Origin of the sequence: Sporosarcina koreensis (assembly GCF_001531445.1) — a bacterium.
GTDB classification, from domain to species: domain Bacteria; phylum Bacillota; class Bacilli; order Bacillales_A; family Planococcaceae; genus Sporosarcina; species Sporosarcina koreensis_C.
The window spans coordinates 130,746-147,446 of sequence record NZ_LQYA01000004.1 but is presented as its reverse complement, the minus strand read 5'-3'; the positions used below and the strand labels follow the sequence as shown (position 1 = coordinate 147,446).

General features: G+C 40.9%; 20 protein-coding genes. 10 read left to right on the top strand and 10 right to left on the bottom strand.

Annotated elements, in window-relative coordinates:
* Nucleotides 1-197 precede the first annotated feature (197 nt).
* The 3 genes from AWV70_RS01870 to AWV70_RS01860 all read left to right on the top strand — a co-directional run bounded on the left by AWV70_RS01870 (nucleotide 198) and on the right by AWV70_RS01860 (nucleotide 1,638).
* The gene (locus AWV70_RS01870) at nucleotides 198-659 is read left to right on the top strand and encodes a MarR family transcriptional regulator (RefSeq protein WP_060203771.1); all 462 of its coding nucleotides are present in this window, start codon (nucleotides 198-200) and stop codon (nucleotides 657-659) included.
* A 90-nt stretch (nucleotides 660-749) separates the two neighbouring features.
* Nucleotides 750-1,382, top strand: coding sequence for a hypothetical protein (locus AWV70_RS01865; protein WP_060203769.1), 633 nt, complete (start codon nucleotides 750-752; stop codon nucleotides 1,380-1,382).
* On the top strand, nucleotides 1,366-1,638 hold the full coding sequence (locus tag AWV70_RS01860) for a hypothetical protein (protein WP_060203768.1): 273 nt from the start codon (nucleotides 1,366-1,368) through the stop codon (nucleotides 1,636-1,638). The genes AWV70_RS01865 and AWV70_RS01860 overlap by 17 nt, the downstream gene beginning before the upstream one ends.
* A gap of 214 nt (nucleotides 1,639-1,852) precedes the next feature.
* On the opposite strand, the gene AWV70_RS01855 is transcribed toward AWV70_RS01860, so the two are convergent.
* On the bottom strand, nucleotides 1,853-2,314 hold the full coding sequence (locus AWV70_RS01855) for a DinB family protein (RefSeq protein WP_235588517.1): 462 nt from the start codon (nucleotides 2,312-2,314) through the stop codon (nucleotides 1,853-1,855).
* Between the two features lie 125 nt (nucleotides 2,315-2,439).
* On the opposite strand from AWV70_RS01855, the gene AWV70_RS01850 reads away from it, so the two are divergent.
* Genes AWV70_RS01850 through AWV70_RS01840 form a run of 3 tightly spaced genes read left to right on the top strand, consistent with a single transcriptional unit; the run spans nucleotide 2,440 to nucleotide 4,415 of the window.
* Nucleotides 2,440-3,213, top strand: a complete 774-nt coding sequence (locus AWV70_RS01850) for a Cof-type HAD-IIB family hydrolase (protein WP_060203764.1) — start codon at nucleotides 2,440-2,442, stop codon at nucleotides 3,211-3,213.
* A 10-nt stretch (nucleotides 3,214-3,223) separates the two neighbouring features.
* Entirely contained in the window at nucleotides 3,224-3,739 is a 516-nt protein-coding gene (locus AWV70_RS01845; RefSeq protein ID WP_060203762.1) for a DUF1572 family protein, read from the top strand.
* Nucleotides 3,732-4,415, top strand: coding sequence for an HAD family hydrolase (locus AWV70_RS01840; protein WP_060203760.1), 684 nt, complete (start codon nucleotides 3,732-3,734; stop codon nucleotides 4,413-4,415). The genes AWV70_RS01845 and AWV70_RS01840 overlap by 8 nt, the downstream gene beginning before the upstream one ends.
* Before the next feature lie 57 nt (nucleotides 4,416-4,472).
* Here AWV70_RS01840 and AWV70_RS01835 read toward each other — a convergent pair whose 3' ends face one another.
* Nucleotides 4,473-4,823, bottom strand: a complete 351-nt coding sequence (locus AWV70_RS01835) for a VOC family protein (RefSeq protein WP_060203811.1) — start codon at nucleotides 4,821-4,823, stop codon at nucleotides 4,473-4,475.
* 225 nt (nucleotides 4,824-5,048) lie between these two features.
* On the opposite strand from AWV70_RS01835, the gene AWV70_RS01830 reads away from it, so the two are divergent.
* Entirely contained in the window at nucleotides 5,049-5,708 is a 660-nt protein-coding gene (locus tag AWV70_RS01830) for a hypothetical protein (protein ID WP_060203758.1), read from the top strand.
* 373 nt (nucleotides 5,709-6,081) lie between these two features.
* Here the strand turns inward: AWV70_RS01830 and AWV70_RS01825 are convergent, their stop codons facing one another.
* Nucleotides 6,082-7,197, bottom strand: coding sequence for a DUF4179 domain-containing protein (locus AWV70_RS01825; protein ID WP_060203756.1), 1,116 nt, complete (start codon nucleotides 7,195-7,197; stop codon nucleotides 6,082-6,084).
* Nucleotides 7,194-7,742 carry a sigma-70 family RNA polymerase sigma factor gene (locus AWV70_RS01820; RefSeq protein WP_060203754.1) on the bottom strand — a complete coding sequence of 183 codons (549 nt, stop codon included), beginning with the start codon at nucleotides 7,740-7,742 and terminating at the stop codon, nucleotides 7,194-7,196. The genes AWV70_RS01825 and AWV70_RS01820 overlap by 4 nt, the downstream gene beginning before the upstream one ends.
* A 197-nt stretch (nucleotides 7,743-7,939) precedes the next feature.
* Between AWV70_RS01820 and AWV70_RS01815 the strand changes: the two genes are divergently transcribed.
* A complete protein-coding gene (locus tag AWV70_RS01815) occupies nucleotides 7,940-8,674 on the top strand; it encodes a DUF5694 domain-containing protein (RefSeq protein ID WP_060203752.1) in 735 nt (244 codons plus the stop codon).
* Between the two features lie 21 nt (nucleotides 8,675-8,695).
* Here AWV70_RS01815 and AWV70_RS01810 read toward each other — a convergent pair whose 3' ends face one another.
* Both AWV70_RS01810 and AWV70_RS01805 read right to left on the bottom strand, forming a co-directional pair.
* A complete protein-coding gene (locus tag AWV70_RS01810; RefSeq protein ID WP_060203750.1) occupies nucleotides 8,696-9,397 on the bottom strand; it encodes a YjjG family noncanonical pyrimidine nucleotidase in 702 nt (233 codons plus the stop codon).
* A gap of 211 nt (nucleotides 9,398-9,608) precedes the next feature.
* Complete coding sequence (locus AWV70_RS01805; RefSeq protein WP_060203748.1) at nucleotides 9,609-10,220, bottom strand: sterol desaturase family protein; 612 nt, start codon at nucleotides 10,218-10,220, stop codon at nucleotides 9,609-9,611.
* 181 nt (nucleotides 10,221-10,401) lie between these two features.
* Between AWV70_RS01805 and AWV70_RS01800 the strand changes: the two genes are divergently transcribed.
* Nucleotides 10,402-11,316: a LysR family transcriptional regulator gene (locus AWV70_RS01800; RefSeq protein ID WP_060203746.1), complete on the top strand. Its 915-nt coding sequence runs from the start codon at nucleotides 10,402-10,404 to the stop codon at nucleotides 11,314-11,316.
* 45 nt (nucleotides 11,317-11,361) lie between these two features.
* Here AWV70_RS01800 and AWV70_RS01795 read toward each other — a convergent pair whose 3' ends face one another.
* From AWV70_RS01795 to AWV70_RS01780, 4 genes are read right to left on the bottom strand one after another with little or no spacing between them, the layout of a single operon-like run.
* A complete protein-coding gene (locus AWV70_RS01795; RefSeq protein WP_060203744.1) occupies nucleotides 11,362-12,369 on the bottom strand; it encodes a FecCD family ABC transporter permease in 1,008 nt (335 codons plus the stop codon).
* Nucleotides 12,366-13,379 (bottom strand): FecCD family ABC transporter permease, encoded by a 1,014-nt coding sequence (locus tag AWV70_RS01790; RefSeq protein WP_060203742.1) that lies wholly within the window; start codon nucleotides 13,377-13,379, stop codon nucleotides 12,366-12,368. Before AWV70_RS01790 ends, AWV70_RS01795 begins: the two co-directional genes overlap by 4 nt.
* A gap of 49 nt (nucleotides 13,380-13,428) precedes the next feature.
* Nucleotides 13,429-14,358 carry an iron-hydroxamate ABC transporter substrate-binding protein gene (locus AWV70_RS01785; RefSeq protein WP_060203740.1) on the bottom strand — a complete coding sequence of 310 codons (930 nt, stop codon included), beginning with the start codon at nucleotides 14,356-14,358 and terminating at the stop codon, nucleotides 13,429-13,431.
* A complete protein-coding gene (locus AWV70_RS01780) occupies nucleotides 14,309-15,154 on the bottom strand; it encodes an ABC transporter ATP-binding protein (RefSeq protein ID WP_060203738.1) in 846 nt (281 codons plus the stop codon). The genes AWV70_RS01785 and AWV70_RS01780 overlap by 50 nt, the downstream gene beginning before the upstream one ends.
* A gap of 258 nt (nucleotides 15,155-15,412) precedes the next feature.
* Between AWV70_RS01780 and AWV70_RS01775 the strand changes: the two genes are divergently transcribed.
* Nucleotides 15,413-16,453 carry an NAD(P)/FAD-dependent oxidoreductase gene (locus tag AWV70_RS01775; RefSeq protein WP_060203736.1) on the top strand — a complete coding sequence of 347 codons (1,041 nt, stop codon included), beginning with the start codon at nucleotides 15,413-15,415 and terminating at the stop codon, nucleotides 16,451-16,453.
* Nucleotides 16,454-16,701 lie beyond the last annotated feature (248 nt).

Sequence of the window (16,701 nt, the reverse complement as noted above, 5' to 3'; positions counted from 1 at the left end):
CTACAATTGTATAAGCGGGGATTACGAATTAGATAGTATAAACATTTTGTTTTTGAATTCAGCATTATTATTCATACTATTGAATTGTCATAAATGTGTCATGCACAGGCATCGAAACAATTTTTCAAACCGGGTTGTTTTAACCTGAAGTAACCTATATAATTAAGTCGTCTAAATTATAAAGGTGGTTACATTAAATGAATAAAGATTTAGATTTGATAAGAACAGTCAAGGAACTGAATCGGACGGTATACGAGATAAACTTAACGCTGATGCAGAAGTATGAGTCCCAAATAGACAATGAAATTACATCGAAGCAAGCTGTGTTGCTGGAAATACTACATAAGCACAATATATTGACTGTCAGTGAACTTGCTGATTTGATGAAAGTGACTTCCAGCGCCGTTAGTCAAATTATTAGTAAGCTTGATAAAAAGAATTATGTCCGCCGGGAGATCAATCCGAATAATCGAAGAGAAATTATGGTTTTGTTAGGCGAAGAAGGGTTCCGATATTTCGAGGCAAGAGATCGGATCGATCAAACTATAATTGAGAAATACTATTCTCAATTGGATTTTGAAGATGTTTTACATATGAAAAATACATTCAAAAATCTGAAGTCCATCATCGAAAAGGACTTGAATCAGAAGGAGAACTGATTTTTTAATTGGTATGAAGGTAGGTGAACTTATATCCAATTGTTAAGTTACCTTAATAATTAAGATTAATAATAGAAAGGAGTATGGATATTGGAAGAAAAAATCAATGTAAAGGGATACGCCAAATATGACAGAGATATTTCTGCCGAAATGTTTACAAGTGTAGGCCAATCTATATTCATGCAGTCTGTCTGTACCGATGTATTTAAAAACTCGGGAACTTGTCTCGTGAAGGGCAAATGTACAACGAAGACGATGACAAATTTGGGCAGTGCCACTATGAATATGTTGGTAGCGGAACAGGTCAATTCTTCCGGTTCCCTTCAAGTGAAAAAGTCTGTGAAAACAAAGACGTTTCAGGCAAAGGGGCATGTAACTATAAAGGAAGAACTGGATGCGCAATTCATTGATATTGTCATGACGTCCACGAGCCACATTCAGAAAATAAGTGGAGCGAAAGAAATAACAATCGGCAGTCATGTAGTCTCTTATTTGAATTTTTTTGGTATGGGGAAGAAGAGCTTGAGATGTTTACGGATCGAAGGGGATGTCATCCGCCTTGAGCATACTGTTGCTGACCTAATAGTGGGTGAAACAGTTTATGTGGGAAAGGGCTGCCATATAAAAGAGGTCCATTACACAAAGGATTTGACCATTTATCCGGGGGCGACGATTGGATCTATTCATAAAAAGGGGGAAAGTGAAAATGAAAAAAATTTATAAAGGTCTTATATGTATGTTCGCCTGTCCAGTATTAAGCGTATTATCGGTTGGTTTGTTCGTATGTGCGATCATTTCATTCATTGGAGGGATTGCAAGAACATTTGGTGTCGGTTTCCGGATGGATATTTGGGATTATGGCTCAGTGCCAACCATGTTAAGCATCCCGGTTTCCATATTGTTCAGCACTCTCTTATTGTTCATCGCGGTAATGTGTTGGAAATTGCTTATGCAATCCGTCCAGTTTGTGAAGTCCTGATTTTCAGTATTTTTCGGTGCCTGTGCAACAAACTGTTCAGATTATACACTAATACTGCATATGTGTGGATGGCGAATTGCATAGTATAAACATTTAGCAGTCCTAATTCGACATTATTATTCATTCTTGTGAATTGGCATAAATGTGTCTTGCACAGGCACCAGAACAAATCAGGCTCTCGCTTTAAGATTTCATTAAAGGGGAGCCTGTTCTGTTATAAATATGATCTGAAAATCAAATCCGATGAGACTGGTTTTATACCGATTTCTCTCGACCAAATAGATAGTTGACCAATATGATGGATTTCATGGGAGATAATATGGCGGATGATCTTGCCGTATGTAAATGAATAGGTATTGCCGTTCCTACTAGTTATCTCGACTATTTTGTTCTCAGAGTCAACAGTCCAATCCCGGAGGAAGTTCATGGTTTTTTCTTTCATGAAGTTTGAATACCTTATTACATCATGCAAATTGGAGGTAGTATCCTTTTCAGCATAAACAACGGGCTTTTCAAGCATATTATTCACCCATATTAATTCACAATCAATCACATGAGATAGAGTTTTTAGGATACTCCCCATACCGCCAATTCTTTCGGCTTGTAGCTCCTCTTCAGAAAGTGATTCACACCATGTAAACCAGTCAGCTCTTACTTGCCAATTGTATAAAAACATATCTAGCAATGCACTCGCTCCTTTAAGAATTAATTCTACAACAATAGTGGTTTCAAATTTCAATTATATGATAAAATTTAGTTATGTTGAATTTTTTCGCGAATTAACTTGAAAGGTTGTTTCGAATGGGTTATAAGATTGTGTTTTTTGATGTGGATGGAACGATTACAAACTTCGAGGACGGGAGCATTTCAAACAGTACAAAAGAAGCGATTAAAGAGTTACACGATAAAGGAATAAAAGTTGTCGCTGCAACAGGCAGACCATTATCTATGTGCACTGAAATAGAAACGTTAGGAATTGATACTTTCATTACCGCAAATGGAGCCTACGTTAAACATAATAAAAAAATTATACATAAAGTACCGATGGATAGAAGAATAGTCCGAGATGTTGTTGAGTTCGCGTCTTTGTATAACGATGTATTGTCGTTCTACTCCGAGGGTTTTAGTATGAATGGGATTAAAAATGAAAATATATTACAAGCGTTGAAGGAAACATTATCATTGAATGATTATCCCGACGTCAATCAACAAATTTTTGAGGAAGAGTTATTTTTAATGTGTCTATTTGCAAATGACAATACCGTTGAAAGATATGTTGAAAGGTTTCCTCATTTAACATTTAAAAGGTGGCACCCATTTATTTTAAATGTATTGCAGGAAGACATATCAAAGTCTTTAGCAATCATTAAAGTGTTGGAGTATTTTAATGTTGATAAGAGTGAAGCCATCGCATTTGGTGATGGAGAAAACGACATTGATATGTTAGAACTGGTCGGGTTAGGTATTGCAATGGAGAATGGACATGAAAGATTAAAAATGGTTGCCGATTTCGTTACGAAAAAATCCAGTGAAGATGGTATTGCTTTTGCGTTGGAAAAGTTCGGAGTTATTTGAGGGGGACATTATGAGCAGGTTTGAAGAGGAGTATCTCAGAATTACAATCGAGCAGTTTAGACATTTTAAAAAACGTGCTGAAGATGGAATGCAGCAATTGTCTGAAGACGAATTACACTGGAAGCCGAGTGGCGAGTCTAATAATATTGCAATCCTCATAAAGCATCTAAGCGGAAATATGCATTCCCGGTGGGTCGATTTTTTGACTACGGATGGTGAAAAGACTTATCGGAAAAGAGATAGAGAATTTATAGAGGGGAATGAATCCAAAGAGCATCTGATGCAAATTTGGAATGAAGGTTGGACATTACTTTTTAATACGATTGAAAACCTTAAAGCGGAGGATTTAGTAAGATCAGTTACCTTGAGACAACAGCCTCTTAGTGTTCTTCAAGCAATTCAAACGGAAGTTGCTCATATTGGTTATCACGTAGGGCAGATTCTTTACATCGGAAAGCAAATTAGGGATAAAGAGTGGAAGATCTTAAGCATTCCTAAAAAAAGTTTAGGGGAAAGCAATGATTAAAGCAGCGATCTTTGACTTAGACGGGACATTGTTGAATCGAGATGAATCGGTCAAACTATTCATCGACAAGCAATATGACAGGTTGCACAAATTTGTAGGCCATATTCCAAGGGAGAGGTTTGCAGCAAGATTCATCGATTTGGATAACCGCGGTTATGTATGGAAAGATAAAGTTTATCAACAGCTGGTCGATGAGTTTGAAATTAATGGTATAACGTGGGAAGAGCTGCTTCAGGATTATATTGGTGAATTCAAGAATAACTGTGTCCCTTTTGCTAATCTCATTGAAATGCTGGAGACACTAAAAAGAAAAAAATTGAAGCTAGGGATGATTACGAATGGCCGAGGGCAGTTTCAGATGGACAATATAGTAGCGCTGGGCATTGAAAACTATTTTGACGCCATTTTAGTGTCTGAAAGGGAAGGCATCCAAAAACCTGATCCGCAAATATTTGAAAGAGCATTGGAGCGGTTAAATGTTTCACCTAATGTAAGCATATTTGTAGGGGATCATCCTGTAAATGACGTGGAAGCTGCTAAAAGTGTCGGAATGATTGGGGTTTGGAAAAAGGATTTTCAATGGAGCGCGGTGGATGCTGATTTTATCATTGATGATTTGGCGGAATTGCCTTTGATTATAGAGAAGGTAAGTGTCGTGGAAGAACAGCTTTTCTAGTGAGCATGAGAGACAGACGAGGGAAAAACGTTGTTTTCTTCGTCTGTTTTTTCAAGCTCATTTCTTTTGAATTAGTCCAAAGCCAACTCCTGTAGGATCCACTAAATAGGCAAGGTAAAATTCATCGAACTCCATTTTGTCCCGAACGACCATAGCGCCATTTTCTTTTGCTTTAGAAATTGCGTCGTCAATTGCGTCTACTGCGATCTGTATCCGTGTCCCGTGAGGAAAATCATTTGGACCTTTTCCAATTCCCCCATTGATTCCTCCATTTTCTCTTTCATGAGTCGAGATAGCCCAGTAATCCCAATGAGGCTCAGCAATTTCCCAGCCGAAAACGGTTGAATAAAATTCCGCCGCTTTTTCAGGTTCTTGACTACTTAACTCAAATCCCACTACGTTTCCCATTATTCTATTCAAATTGATTCCCCCTTTAGTTTGAAATCATAATTTATAGACCCTAGCGCACTAATAATTATTTCAAATTTCTTTTATTTCAACAAGCGATTTATTGTGGAGATATTCGGTGTGCGCATCGTCGGTTAGAAGTGACAACTTAGGAAATACTAAATAGCGAGATACGTTGTCATCGTCGCAGTTTTTCTATTATTCATTACCCCCGCTAAAGCAGACATGATTGAAGGATATAAAATTATTTCCAAGTCAAGTGAAGAAAGTATTGTCGTCTATGCTAGAAAAATAAATGATGTATACCAAGACTTCAAAATTGAATATAACGGAGCCGTTCTTTCCAGACCTTTTTGGATAAACGATACAAATCCTGCCTTTTCCCCAAAAATAATATGTGAAGATATTAATGATGATGACAAGAAAGACCTTATTATTATATTGACTAAAGGATATGGAACTGGTGTTTTGGAGCAAGAAGCCCATGTTTTTCATATTGAAAAGAAAACGATTGGCAAGGAAATTATGGAGGTTCCAATGGAGGTTCTCGTTGATAATCCATTGGCAATCATAAAGAAAACTGTTAGGACGACATTGACTAAGACAGAAGCACAGATAAGTATTGACGACCGGCACTTTACAATGGATATTGAGCGGCTTGGAATTAATCCTAACTTATTCGATAATATTTACTTTGGGAATATCATTACATTTGAGGTGAGTGACAATCGGTTTATTGCCAAAATCGGAGCGCAAATTTCTCCGGCGGGCTTCATTGGAGACGTTTTAATCGTTTATGAATATCGAGATGAAATGTACCAAGCGAGTCACCTAAACTTTGTAGAAGTGTCCAGCCCAGAAAATGAAAAGCAAGACCACCAGTAGCAGGAGTCTTGTGGAAGTAGCTTAATGATTTGTTTGTTGCCTGTTTAGCTGCAATTCGTTTAGTGCGGTCTTTTGATACGTTAGCTCGATGTTCTTTTTAAAGAGTATTTAAACTGTGTTTTACCTCTTTGAAGCGTTGAAAATGAGGCTTTTGCGAAGACGGTAGGCTCTCTTGAGGGACCGATCTTATTGCTATCGATCATTTCCAAGATGTATCGTCATTTCGGGACCTTGGAACCACGCATGTTGTTTCACGCGCGACGAATGAGAACAAAGCTTTTTCTAGTCGAGCAGGCAAGAAGATTACACTAAGAGCCCTTTAACAGATAAAAAAGGTGCAATGCTAGAGACAGGCATTGCACCAACCTTATTATTACTTCAAATCAAATACCATCGACTCGATCGCATACGGCTCCTTGGCGAGTTCAAGCGGTCCTTCGTTTACGTCCTCGTCATTTATGAACTTATAGACATTTACATACGGCGTTATCGTAATGGATGTGGCATCCTCATGGAATGTTGTCGTCGTAATTCTTGGCACACTTCTGTGCTCCTTTCGGAAATCCGTGCTATGGCCCGTGTCTTTATAATGGATTGCATTGTATTCATTGCCCAGATCGTCTGTCACGACATAAGTGAGTAGCGCTCCACGCCATTCTTCATCCTCCAACGCAGCGGTACGTACGTCAACATTTTCCGAAAGATAAAGAGTCGTGGTTATAGGTGTTTTTGTCATCTTCGTAAGCGCAACATGGACTCCATCGGCTTCTGAGGTAATGCCAGCGTCTGTAAAACTTTTCGTCTCTTCACCATTAAGTGCCTGTAAAGTCAGATTGAATGTCCAATCCCCGGGGAATTCATTTTTAACATTCCATACATCCAAGATGCTATCGCCCTTCCAAGTTGCATGAATCTCGTCAGGTTTAGGACCTTCAATCAGCTGGTAAATAAACAACCCTGCATATTCAGTATCACTAATTTTCTTAGTAATGTACTCCGGATGGAATCCATAATGCTCATAACTATCGCCAAACTCTTCGGCGTGAAAAGCACCTTCCAAGATTGGTTTTGTTCCAAATTCTTGTTCACCTTCAATTGTGTAGGCTATGGCGATATTTTCTCCGTCATACACCGCGTCTGTTACAGTTACACGGATGCCATTACTCTCTTTCGTCACCCCAATATCCGTCGAAAACGAATCAAACTTCTCAAACACGTAATTATCGTCGTCCACGAATAACTCAAAGAAGTTCCCGACAATCGGCAGTTTAGCCGCCAAGGTAGGAAAAGCTGCGCCTAACGTTATCCCTGAAGCGATGAAAAAGGCTGCGGCAACAGATAGATTCCTTGGTAAATGATTTTTCCTCTTCCTGCCTCTCATGACTGCTCGTTTAATGTTCGCCTTTTCAAGGTCAGTCACTTCCATCGGCTGAATGTCCTGGTCAATGTTCAATTTTTGTCTGTCAAATTGCTTATAAAGTGTTTTCAAGTCAAGGCCCCTCCCAATTCCATCAATCTTTTTTTCCCTCGATACAGTCGATTGTCTACAGATGCTTTGGTCATCCCGAGGTTGTCGGCGATTTCTTTATTACCCATATTCAAAAAGTACTTCATTGTAAAAATATCGCGATCGACTTGCCGCAATTTTGCCATCATGCGAAGCAACTCATCGCTTGATGCTTGTACGAGAAACTCATCTTCTGCCGATCTGACCGTCATGATGTCTGCTTCAAATTCTGTGGCAATGGGTTGATTGCCTAATTTCCGCTGTGCATCGATCGCTTTGAATTTCGCGATTGTGCAAATCCATTTCCTAAAGTCCTCCTGCCCCCCTGAAAATTGCTTGGCATTCTCAAAGGCGCCTAGGAATGTATCACTGATGCATTCCTCTAAGACAAACGAATCATTATAGGATTGCAATGAATTGTAGATGATCGCTTTCACAATCCCGCTGTATTCATCAATAACAAACTCTAGCGCAACTTCGTTTCCTCTTTTAAAATGTTTAATAAAGTTTTCAGGTGTAATCTTCATACCATCAACTCCTTCGTCTCCCGTAAAGGCCTTTACACTAAATACATCGTACCAAACTGAGAATGTTCTCATATTTTTATTTTGAGTTGTTGAGATTTGCTTATAGAAATGATCGATAATTTCAGAATTGCTGGACACCATGAAAAATAAAGAGGACAATAAGTGGGAAATCTAGCATACAAAAGGGGGAAATTCGAATGCAAAGCAAGCCTAAAATTATGATTTTGGGAACATTTCACATGGGCACCACTGCAGATATGATTGAAGTAGAAAAGGACAGCATGCTGTCACCACAAAGACAGAAAGAGATCGTAGAGGTAGTCAACCGCCTAAAAGATTTCAAACCTACGAAAATCGCTTTAGAAGCAGAGAAGAAGCGGAATGGAACTCTCAATGAGGAATTCACACGCTATCTAAAGGGAGATTATCAGTTGCAAGAGAACGAAATAGATCAGATAGGATACAGACTGGCAAAAGAGATGGGGCATCAGGAAGTTTACGCTGTGGATTGGATGGAACAGGGTGCACTACAGAGAGAGATCAGTGAAGTTACTGAGTGGGCGAAAGAGCATCAGCCCAAGTTGTATGAAGAATTATTCAAGCCGTTATACCAACTTGAGTTTACGACAGCCGGAAAGAGTATCAATAATCTACTCCTTTATTACAACCAGCCAGATGTAGTCGACCAACTTCATCGCAGCTATGTGAATATGGCGCGTATCAAAGACACCGAACAATACGTCGGCATGGACTGGTTGATCTGGTGGTATCAACGCAACCTCATCCTATTTTCAAACTTATCGGATTTGGCCACTGCACCGGACGAACGCATTCTCTTCATCGTTGGCGGCTCGCATGTGAGCATCCTCAAGAATTTCGTGAAGGAGAGTGGACTTTTCGCCACCGTGTCTGTGCAGTCCTATTTACAGTAATCAAAAAAACGATCGCATCCCTTAACTGGACGCGATCGTTTGAGCACCTATGGATTGGAATTCATTCCAATCATGAATTTCAAATGTAGGCTGGACCAAGCCGTTATTCTCTTTTCGTTTCGGATTATACCAACATGTGTCAATGCCGAAGTTATTGCCGCCGCGGATGTCTGACGATAGCGAGTCGCCGACCATCAAGACACGTGATTTGTCTTTGATTTGCAGCTGCTTGAATACATGCTCGAAAATTTCGGTTTGTGGCTTTTGGAAACCAATCTCTTCAGACGTGAAGATCGCTTCAAATGTGTCGGCTAGACCGGAAGCGGCGATGCGGGCCAATTGAACTTCTTTAAAGCCGTTCGTCAATACTGCAATCCTTGCGCCCTTCAGAGAATGAAGCATTGAAGTAACCCCGTCGATCAAATGGACTTCCTTCCCTAAATAATCAAGGTACATTTGGCCGAACTGTTCGGCATCCATTTCAAGGCCATGTTCAAGGAACAACCTTTTGAACCGCTCCGTTTTCAGCTCCGCAAGCGTAATTCTGCCTTGCTCCAAATCTTCCCAAAGCACCGTGCTGACTGCCCGGTATGTATCCCTAAAATCGGCCAATGCGTTCGGTAAACCGTGTGTAGTGAATACATTCATAAACGCATGTTTTTCCGTCTCCCCGAAATCCATCAATGTATCATCCAAGTCGAATAAAAACATATCATATTTCATTTTCACATCTCCTGACTTCTATAAAGCTGTGCCTCTATTATAACACCTAATCATTTTGGTGCCTGTGCAGCAAACTATTCAGATTATGCACTACAATTGCATGCGGAAAAAAGAAAACCCACTCACTCCGAAGCCAGGTTTTCTCTAATCTGCATATTCATTCATGAAGTAGAATTGTCATAAATGCTCCTTGCACAGGCACCCAAACAATTCACGTGCGCTTCTCTAGGTTGCGGGCGGTTTTGCTTTTTTCGACTTCTTTTTGGTCGCGGTATGTGCCTAACAGTTTATCATAGACGGGATTGGTGACGCCGTACCAGTAGTCTTCATTTTGGAAATGATGCCAGAGGTGCATTTTTTTCATGCGCTTTCCCCAGGGCGTTTTCGGATTGATCGGCTGGTGAGCCGCGTAATGAGCCCATTCATAATATAGAAGCATTGCGGCAATCCCGCATGCATAAGCAATCGTCACGGTCATATTGCCGAAAATGGCGTAAACAATGATTGCAACAACAACGATTTGCGGCAGGCTATACCATACAGGTAAAAACAACAGTTTCAAATTGCGTGGATCGACGTGATGATCAAAATGAATTCGTTTGATGAACTTCAGCAGTAACGGATTTTGGGGCGTCTTCATATGGAAAATGAACCGATGATTGAAATACTCTGCAGCAGTATAGGTGAGCAACCCAAGGATTAAGGCCAACCAAGTTGTCCATTTACCCATGTCCTGCGCAATAAATACGAATCCTGCAATCAATAGCACAGTCATAATCAAAACATGAATATCCCCGAAAAACTCTTTCAAATACCTTGTCATTTGAATCCTCTCCCAGTCCTTTTAATAATCTCTTCAACCTGCTTCATCACGATAGTCCTATCCTTCAATTTAATGTTTGTGAAGGTTAAATATTCTGATTACATTATACGAATGATAATCTTTTATGTATACTTAATTAAAATGATATTGTCATAAGTTTCACTAATGGAAAGGAGTTCATATGAAGATTGAACAATTGGAGTATGTGATTGAAGTTGCCAAATCTGGCTCCCTCACAGAGGCCTCCAAAAAATTGCATATATCTCAATCTGCCCTCAGCCAATCCATTACAAATCTTGAGGTTGAATTGAGTGTGAAAATTTTACAACGATCAAGGATGGGGGCAACACCAACAGAAGCAGGAAAGCAGATTATCAAAAAAGCAATGGAAGCTTTGGAGAAGCTACGGGAAATAAAGGAAGAAGCCGATGCATATGCCGACAATATTACTGGCGAATTACGGATCGGAACCGTTCCGGGAACTGCCATGTATCTACCGAAAATATTGTCGTCCTATAAGGCAGACTATCCGAATATCCAAATTCAGGTCACTGAAAAATCCTCCCAAGCAATAGTGGATGATATTAAACAGGATAAACTTGATATTGGCTTGATTGGACTAACGAGAGAGGGAACGGAAAAGCGTGATAAAGAGATTGAATTGGAAGTTGTATTGCGAGGAAAAATGGTAGCTGTCGTAAACAAGCACTCCCCATTAGCTTTTGCCGAATCAATTACATCAGAGGAAATCCGGAAACAGTCGCTTGTCATCTATAATGATGACCGTATGTGGGAATTTATTAATGACTTCTCCGCCCAATTCGGCCCCTTGCATATCTTATTCACCACAAACAACATGGATGCCATCCGTAACTCCGTTATGGAAAATTTGGCGATTACCATCGGCCCTGACTATACCGTGAAAAACGATCCATATGTTATGAACGGGGAAGGAGTCCCACTTATAATTGCAGATTATGAGCATGATTACCCAGGCATGGCAGTCGTTTGGTCATCTCCAAAACGTGACTCGCCGATTGTAAAGGTACCCGTGCAAAAAACGATTCAAATGATGCAAAGTCAATGTCTTGAATAGAAAGCCGAAAACAGGACTGCCCCATTCGGAACGGTCCTGTTGTTATTATTTCTTCAACAATAAATACATAAAGTATGGAGCGCCGATTAGAGCTACCATAATTCCTGCGGGTATACCGTTCGGTTCAATCAGGTTATTTCCGATTATATCGGCAATCAGTAAAAGCCAGCCTCCAATGAGAATGGCAATGGGCAGAAACAGCTGATGTCTCGGACCGACAATTGCCTTAGCGATATGGGGAGACATTAATCCGATGAACGAAATGCCGCCAGTCACCGATACTGCGGCAGCTGCCAAGGCGACTGCCGTCAAGAGCAGGATAATGCGTTCTCTTTCAATCGAAACTCCGACACCGATTGCAACAGGCTCACTAAGCCCTAATAGATTTAAACGATGGGCTTTGTACAATGTGAATGGAAGCAGAATGAGCAGCCACGGAAGGAGCGCCAAAATGAACGGCCAATCCGTTCCCCAAATACTCCCTGCAAGCCATTTCGCTATAAAGTCCACTTTTTCCTTTTCCGCCGATGAGATCAGTACAATCATCGACCCGGCAAGCGCCATGGAAAATCCGATACCGACAAGCACTAATCGGACAGGTGCGAGACCTGTCGTCTTATCATAGGAAAAAACATAAATCAGACAAGCAGTGAGGAATGCGCCAATAAAGGCGACGATAGGAATCATATAGACAAAAGCCCCGGGCTCAATTGGGGAAAAGAGAAAGAATACCGCCACTGCAACCCCTGCTCCAGAGTTAATGCCTATAATACCGGGGTCCGCTAAATCATTCCTCGTAATCCCTTGTAAAATGGCACCGGATAGCGCCAACATCATGCCAGCCAATACTGTGATGATTATTCTTGGCATGCGAATCGAAAATAGGACAAATTCTTCTTTGAACGTCCCGTCTCCCGTAAGTGTCGGCAACAATCGATCATAAGATAGTGAAGCGTGACCGATCCCCATGCCTATCACGATTGTAAGCAGGATAAGGAAGGAGAGAATACCGAACAATAGACGTTGCTTTTTGCGTAAGGAAGGTTGGATCATGAGAACAGATTACCTCCTTTACGAACAATAATCAGGAAGAATGGCAGGCCAACAGTTGCCACGATGGCTGCAACAGGTGTTTCATAAGGGGCATGAATCGTCCGCCCGACGGTATCTGCTAACAACATGAAGATAGCGCCGATAATAGCCGACATCGGGATGATGAAACGGTAATCCGTTCCGACGATTGCCCGGACGATATGCGGAACCATTAAACCTATGAACGCCATATTTCCGACAAGAGCGACAGATGCCCCTGCTAAGATGACGATAATGACAAATAGGATCATTTTTACCTGTGTAATCTTTTGCCCTAAGCCTACCGCGACTTCTTCATTTAAACTGAGGATCGTTAGCTGTCTGGAGAGCATCAACGCGCCCGCTATGCCGATTGCAATAATAGGAATGAGTACTTGGAGCTGATTCCATGAAGTTCCGATCATTCCACCGGCTGTCCACATGGAGACGCTCTTAGAGATTTTGAAGTAAAGCCCAATTCCTTCGGATATTGCAAATAGAAATGCAGAAACGGCAGCTCCGGCTAATACGATTCGCAAAGGGGAAAAGCCGCCTTTTTTCATGGCACCGATACTAAACACCATAACGGTCCCTATAGCTGCGCCAATGAAACATGCGATGGTCACCATAATATAATTCGCCGATGGCATAAAGGCAATCGTTGCTGCAAGCGCAGCGCTCGCTCCTGCAGTAAGTCCTAATAATCCCGGGTCGGCAAGAGGGTTTCTCGTCAAGCCTTGCATAATAGCGCCTGAAACAGACAGCCCAGCGCCGACGAAAATCGCTGCAACTTCTCTAGGGAATCGGATTTCCCGAAGCATTACTGTCGCATCATTTTTCACATTAGAAAACAGGGCGAGCCAAACATCCCTGAAAGTTGTTTCAGCTGCGCCGAATGAGCAGGCAACTATGAACATACTTGCGAGCGCTAGTAAAGCGATTGCGATTTTATAGATAAATGGAGTTGTCTGCCATCTCTTTAAAGTTGTCATTTTCTGATCTTCTCTTTTCTTTCATAAGAATTCCTCAATGAATGGATCATTATTTTCCTAAAAAAGATTCTTTGAAGAAAGCTAACTGGTTCTCTAATGTCACAGGGTCACTGAAGGAAGCCCCATTGCCTTCCATAGTAAATACATGATTGTTTTTCACAGCGGGAATGTTTTTATATGTTTCGGTTTGTTCGAAAGAAGTATCCGCTTCGGCATATTTACTCATGACAATATAATCGCCTGCGAATTCAGGAATCACTTCAGTGGAAACTGTATAATAACCTGATTCCAACGCCATCTCTTTCACTTTTTCCGGCATTTTAAGTTTCATCGTCTGATATAAGATTTCAGTTCCGCGGGCCCAATTATCGCCGAATACGTACAGTTCCTTATCGTAAATTTCGAAAACGGATACAGTGGCATTTTCACCGATTTTTGTTCGTACTTCATCCCCGATGGCTTGGGCACGTTTTTGGAAGTCATCGACCCAATCCCGGGCTTCTTGTTCTTTTCCTAATAGCTTTCCGATTTCAATATGCTGTTCCAAGTAGTCCAATTTGCCCCATGTATATGTCACTGTTGGAGCGATCTTTTGTAATTTGTCGATGTTCTTAATGTTCGACAGGCCGATGATTAAATCTGGATCAAGCTCAATTATTTTTTCTAAATTTTCGTCAGAAATTTCAGCGACGTCTTTTAATTCATCCTTAAAAGTTGGATTGTTTTTAGACCAAGTATCTACACCAACAACAGGAACTCCAAGGGAAATAACGTTACCGGTAAAGCCGGAAAGCAATACGACGCGTTTCGGATGTGCCGGCACTTCCACAGGACCGGTTTCCGATTCATATGTAACCGTGTCTGAAGCAGTCTCCTTCGGTGTATCAGCAGCATCATTCGTATCTTCAGATGCTTTATTGCCGCAAGCACTAATAAGCAGCACGAAGAGCAGAACAATCGGGAATAGCATTTTTTTCATTATGAGTTTCTCCTTTTGATAAGTTATATGTTATGCACATCGGTTTGTTAGTTCGTGGATCTCTGCCGATTTCGGCATCGATTTGAAAAACTTTCTCCAACACATCACATGTGATGACTTCCTCGCAAGTGCCGACTTTGACTATTTCCCCATCCTTTAAGGCGATCAAGTAGTCCGCAAAACGGGCAGCATGATTCAAATCATGCAGAACCATTACAATCGTTCGCTCTTGTTCAACGTTCAGTTTTTGCAGCAGTTCCAATACTTCCAACTGGTGGGCCAAGTCCAAATAGGTCGTCGGTTCATCCAAGAAAATAATATCTGTTTCCTGAGCGAGTGCCATGGCTATCCAAACCCTTTGACGCTGCCCACCGGACAAGGCATCCACCGGTCGAAACTTATAATCGGCTGTTCCTGTCACTTCAAGTGCCCAGTCAATAATCTCGTAATCTTTTTTCGTTAAACGGCCAAAGCCTTTCTGATACGGAAAGCGTCCGTAAGACACAAGCTCGCCGACAGTCAAACCGCTTGCGCTTTCAGGCGTTTGCGGCAACGTCGCCATTTTTTTTGCAAGTACCTTCGTGTTTTCTTTCAAAATGTCTTTTCCATCCAACACAACTGTCCCGGATTGCTGGGAAACGATGCGTGTAATGGCTTTTAATAAAGTGGACTTTCCGCAGCCGTTCGCTCCGATAATTGCAGTGATTTTCTTGTCAGGAATGTTCACGCTAAGATTTTTCACAATTAACTGTTCTCCGTAACCAATATTCAGTTGGTTTGTAAATAGGCGAACCATGATATGCCTCCTCGCTATAGGGTATTGGGTAACTGATAATGATTCTCATTTTCATTACAACTATAAATTCAACGTCCTGTGATGTCAATAATTTTTTGAAGAAACAACATCAGCTAAACAGTTAAAAATGATAATAATTGATATTGATAATCGTTATCAATTAGAATATCCTTGTAGGAGAAGGATTTATTCCAATGTATTTTGATGATGATTGTGCAGTTATTGTAATAAAAATAGAGATGGCTGGAGAGTGTGCAAATGCGGGAAATATTTGACGTTACAATAATAGGCGGCGGACCGTCGGGGCTTTACTCTGCGTTCTACAGTGGACTAAGGGAAATGAAAACAAAGATTATCGAATTTCAACCTCAGCTAGGAGGCAAAGTTCATATTTACCCTGAAAAAATTATTTGGGATATTGGTGGACAGACGCCAATTTCGGGAGCGAAACTCATTGAGCAGCTTGTTGTGCAAGGGTTAACGTTTGATCCTACAGTCGTGCTGAATGAGAAAGTGGAATCGATTTCGAAGGAAGAAGGTCTCTTTGTCTTACAGTGCGGATCGGGAGAGAAGCATTATTCGAAAACGGTTATTGTTTCGATTGGTAGCGGTATATTAAAGCCGCAAAAACTAGAAATTGAAGGAGCCGAACGGTATGAGTTATCAAATTTGCATTATACCGTAAAGTCATTGATGCATTTCAAAGATAAAACTGTGCTTATATCTGGCGGCGGCAATACGGCAATCGATTGGGCGAATGAGCTGGAGCCGATTGCTGAAAAAGTATATGTAACGTATCGAAAAGATAAAATGAAAGGCCATGAAGCCCAAGCAACGCAGCTGATGAACAGCTCTGCAATTTGTTTTTCAAATACATCCATTACGAAATTGATTGCCAGCAGCAACCACGAAGTAATTGAAAAAGTAGAATTGACGAATCATGAAACCGGCGAGATTTTGCATTTGCCGATTGATGACATCGTCATTAATCACGGATTTGAACAGGATGCAGCATTACTGAAAGACAGCGAATTGAATATTGATATGTCGGAAGGTTATTATATTGCCGGCAATACCTTTAGCGAATCCTCCATAGAAGGTTTGTATGGGGCGGGAGATATTATATCTTATAAGGGCAAGGTCAATTTAATTGCTGGTGCGTTTCAAGATGCCGCTAACGCTGTGAACAGGGCGAAGCTATTTATCGAACCAGGGGCGAATGAATACGGGATGGTCTCGTCGCATAATGATTTGTTCAAATCGCGGAATAAAGAATTGGTGCAGCAAATGATGAAATGACAGTGCAAATTGGTGAATTTGCAGTTCTCACATCTTTCGGATACCCTTATTGCCTTCTCATCTACTACCTCCAATCAGATTGACATAAAGGCAGTAGATATTTTAAACATGAAATAATTGTGATACACTACAAGAAGGTAATAATTGTACAGAAAAGGTGTGTTCCTAGATCGCGTCTTGTCTTGCTGTGACGCCTAAGAAGGAGCGTCTACATCCTTTCTGCAAAATCAGGGTATAAGGATGATAAA

Excerpts from the sequence above, each read along its gene's own strand:
- AWV70_RS01790 (WP_060203742.1), bottom strand. The coding sequence starts at position 13,379 with ATGACAACTTTAAAGAGATGGCAGACAACTCCATTTATCTATAAAATC.
- AWV70_RS01835 (WP_060203811.1), bottom strand. The coding sequence starts at position 4,823 with ATGGGAAACGTAGTGGGATTTGAGTTAAGTAGTCAAGAACCTGAAAAA.
- AWV70_RS01800 (WP_060203746.1), top strand. The coding sequence starts at position 10,402 with ATGAAGATTGAACAATTGGAGTATGTGATTGAAGTTGCCAAATCTGGC.
- AWV70_RS01840 (WP_060203760.1), top strand. The coding sequence starts at position 3,732 with ATGATTAAAGCAGCGATCTTTGACTTAGACGGGACATTGTTGAATCGA.
- AWV70_RS01860 (WP_060203768.1), top strand. The coding sequence starts at position 1,366 with ATGAAAAAAATTTATAAAGGTCTTATATGTATGTTCGCCTGTCCAGTA.
- AWV70_RS01870 (WP_060203771.1), top strand. The coding sequence starts at position 198 with ATGAATAAAGATTTAGATTTGATAAGAACAGTCAAGGAACTGAATCGG.
- AWV70_RS01850 (WP_060203764.1), top strand. The coding sequence starts at position 2,440 with ATGGGTTATAAGATTGTGTTTTTTGATGTGGATGGAACGATTACAAAC.
- AWV70_RS01845 (WP_060203762.1), top strand. The coding sequence starts at position 3,224 with ATGAGCAGGTTTGAAGAGGAGTATCTCAGAATTACAATCGAGCAGTTT.
- AWV70_RS01830 (WP_060203758.1), top strand. The coding sequence starts at position 5,049 with ATGATTGAAGGATATAAAATTATTTCCAAGTCAAGTGAAGAAAGTATT.
- AWV70_RS01815 (WP_060203752.1), top strand. The coding sequence starts at position 7,940 with ATGCAAAGCAAGCCTAAAATTATGATTTTGGGAACATTTCACATGGGC.
- AWV70_RS01780 (WP_060203738.1), bottom strand. The coding sequence starts at position 15,154 with ATGGTTCGCCTATTTACAAACCAACTGAATATTGGTTACGGAGAACAG.
- AWV70_RS01795 (WP_060203744.1), bottom strand. The coding sequence starts at position 12,369 with ATGATCCAACCTTCCTTACGCAAAAAGCAACGTCTATTGTTCGGTATT.
- AWV70_RS01855 (WP_235588517.1), bottom strand. The coding sequence starts at position 2,314 with ATGTTTTTATACAATTGGCAAGTAAGAGCTGACTGGTTTACATGGTGT.
- AWV70_RS01810 (WP_060203750.1), bottom strand. The coding sequence starts at position 9,397 with ATGAAATATGATATGTTTTTATTCGACTTGGATGATACATTGATGGAT.
- AWV70_RS01785 (WP_060203740.1), bottom strand. The coding sequence starts at position 14,358 with ATGAAAAAAATGCTATTCCCGATTGTTCTGCTCTTCGTGCTGCTTATT.
- AWV70_RS01820 (WP_060203754.1), bottom strand. The coding sequence starts at position 7,742 with ATGAAGATTACACCTGAAAACTTTATTAAACATTTTAAAAGAGGAAAC.
- AWV70_RS01805 (WP_060203748.1), bottom strand. The coding sequence starts at position 10,220 with ATGACAAGGTATTTGAAAGAGTTTTTCGGGGATATTCATGTTTTGATT.
- AWV70_RS01775 (WP_060203736.1), top strand. The coding sequence starts at position 15,413 with ATGCGGGAAATATTTGACGTTACAATAATAGGCGGCGGACCGTCGGGG.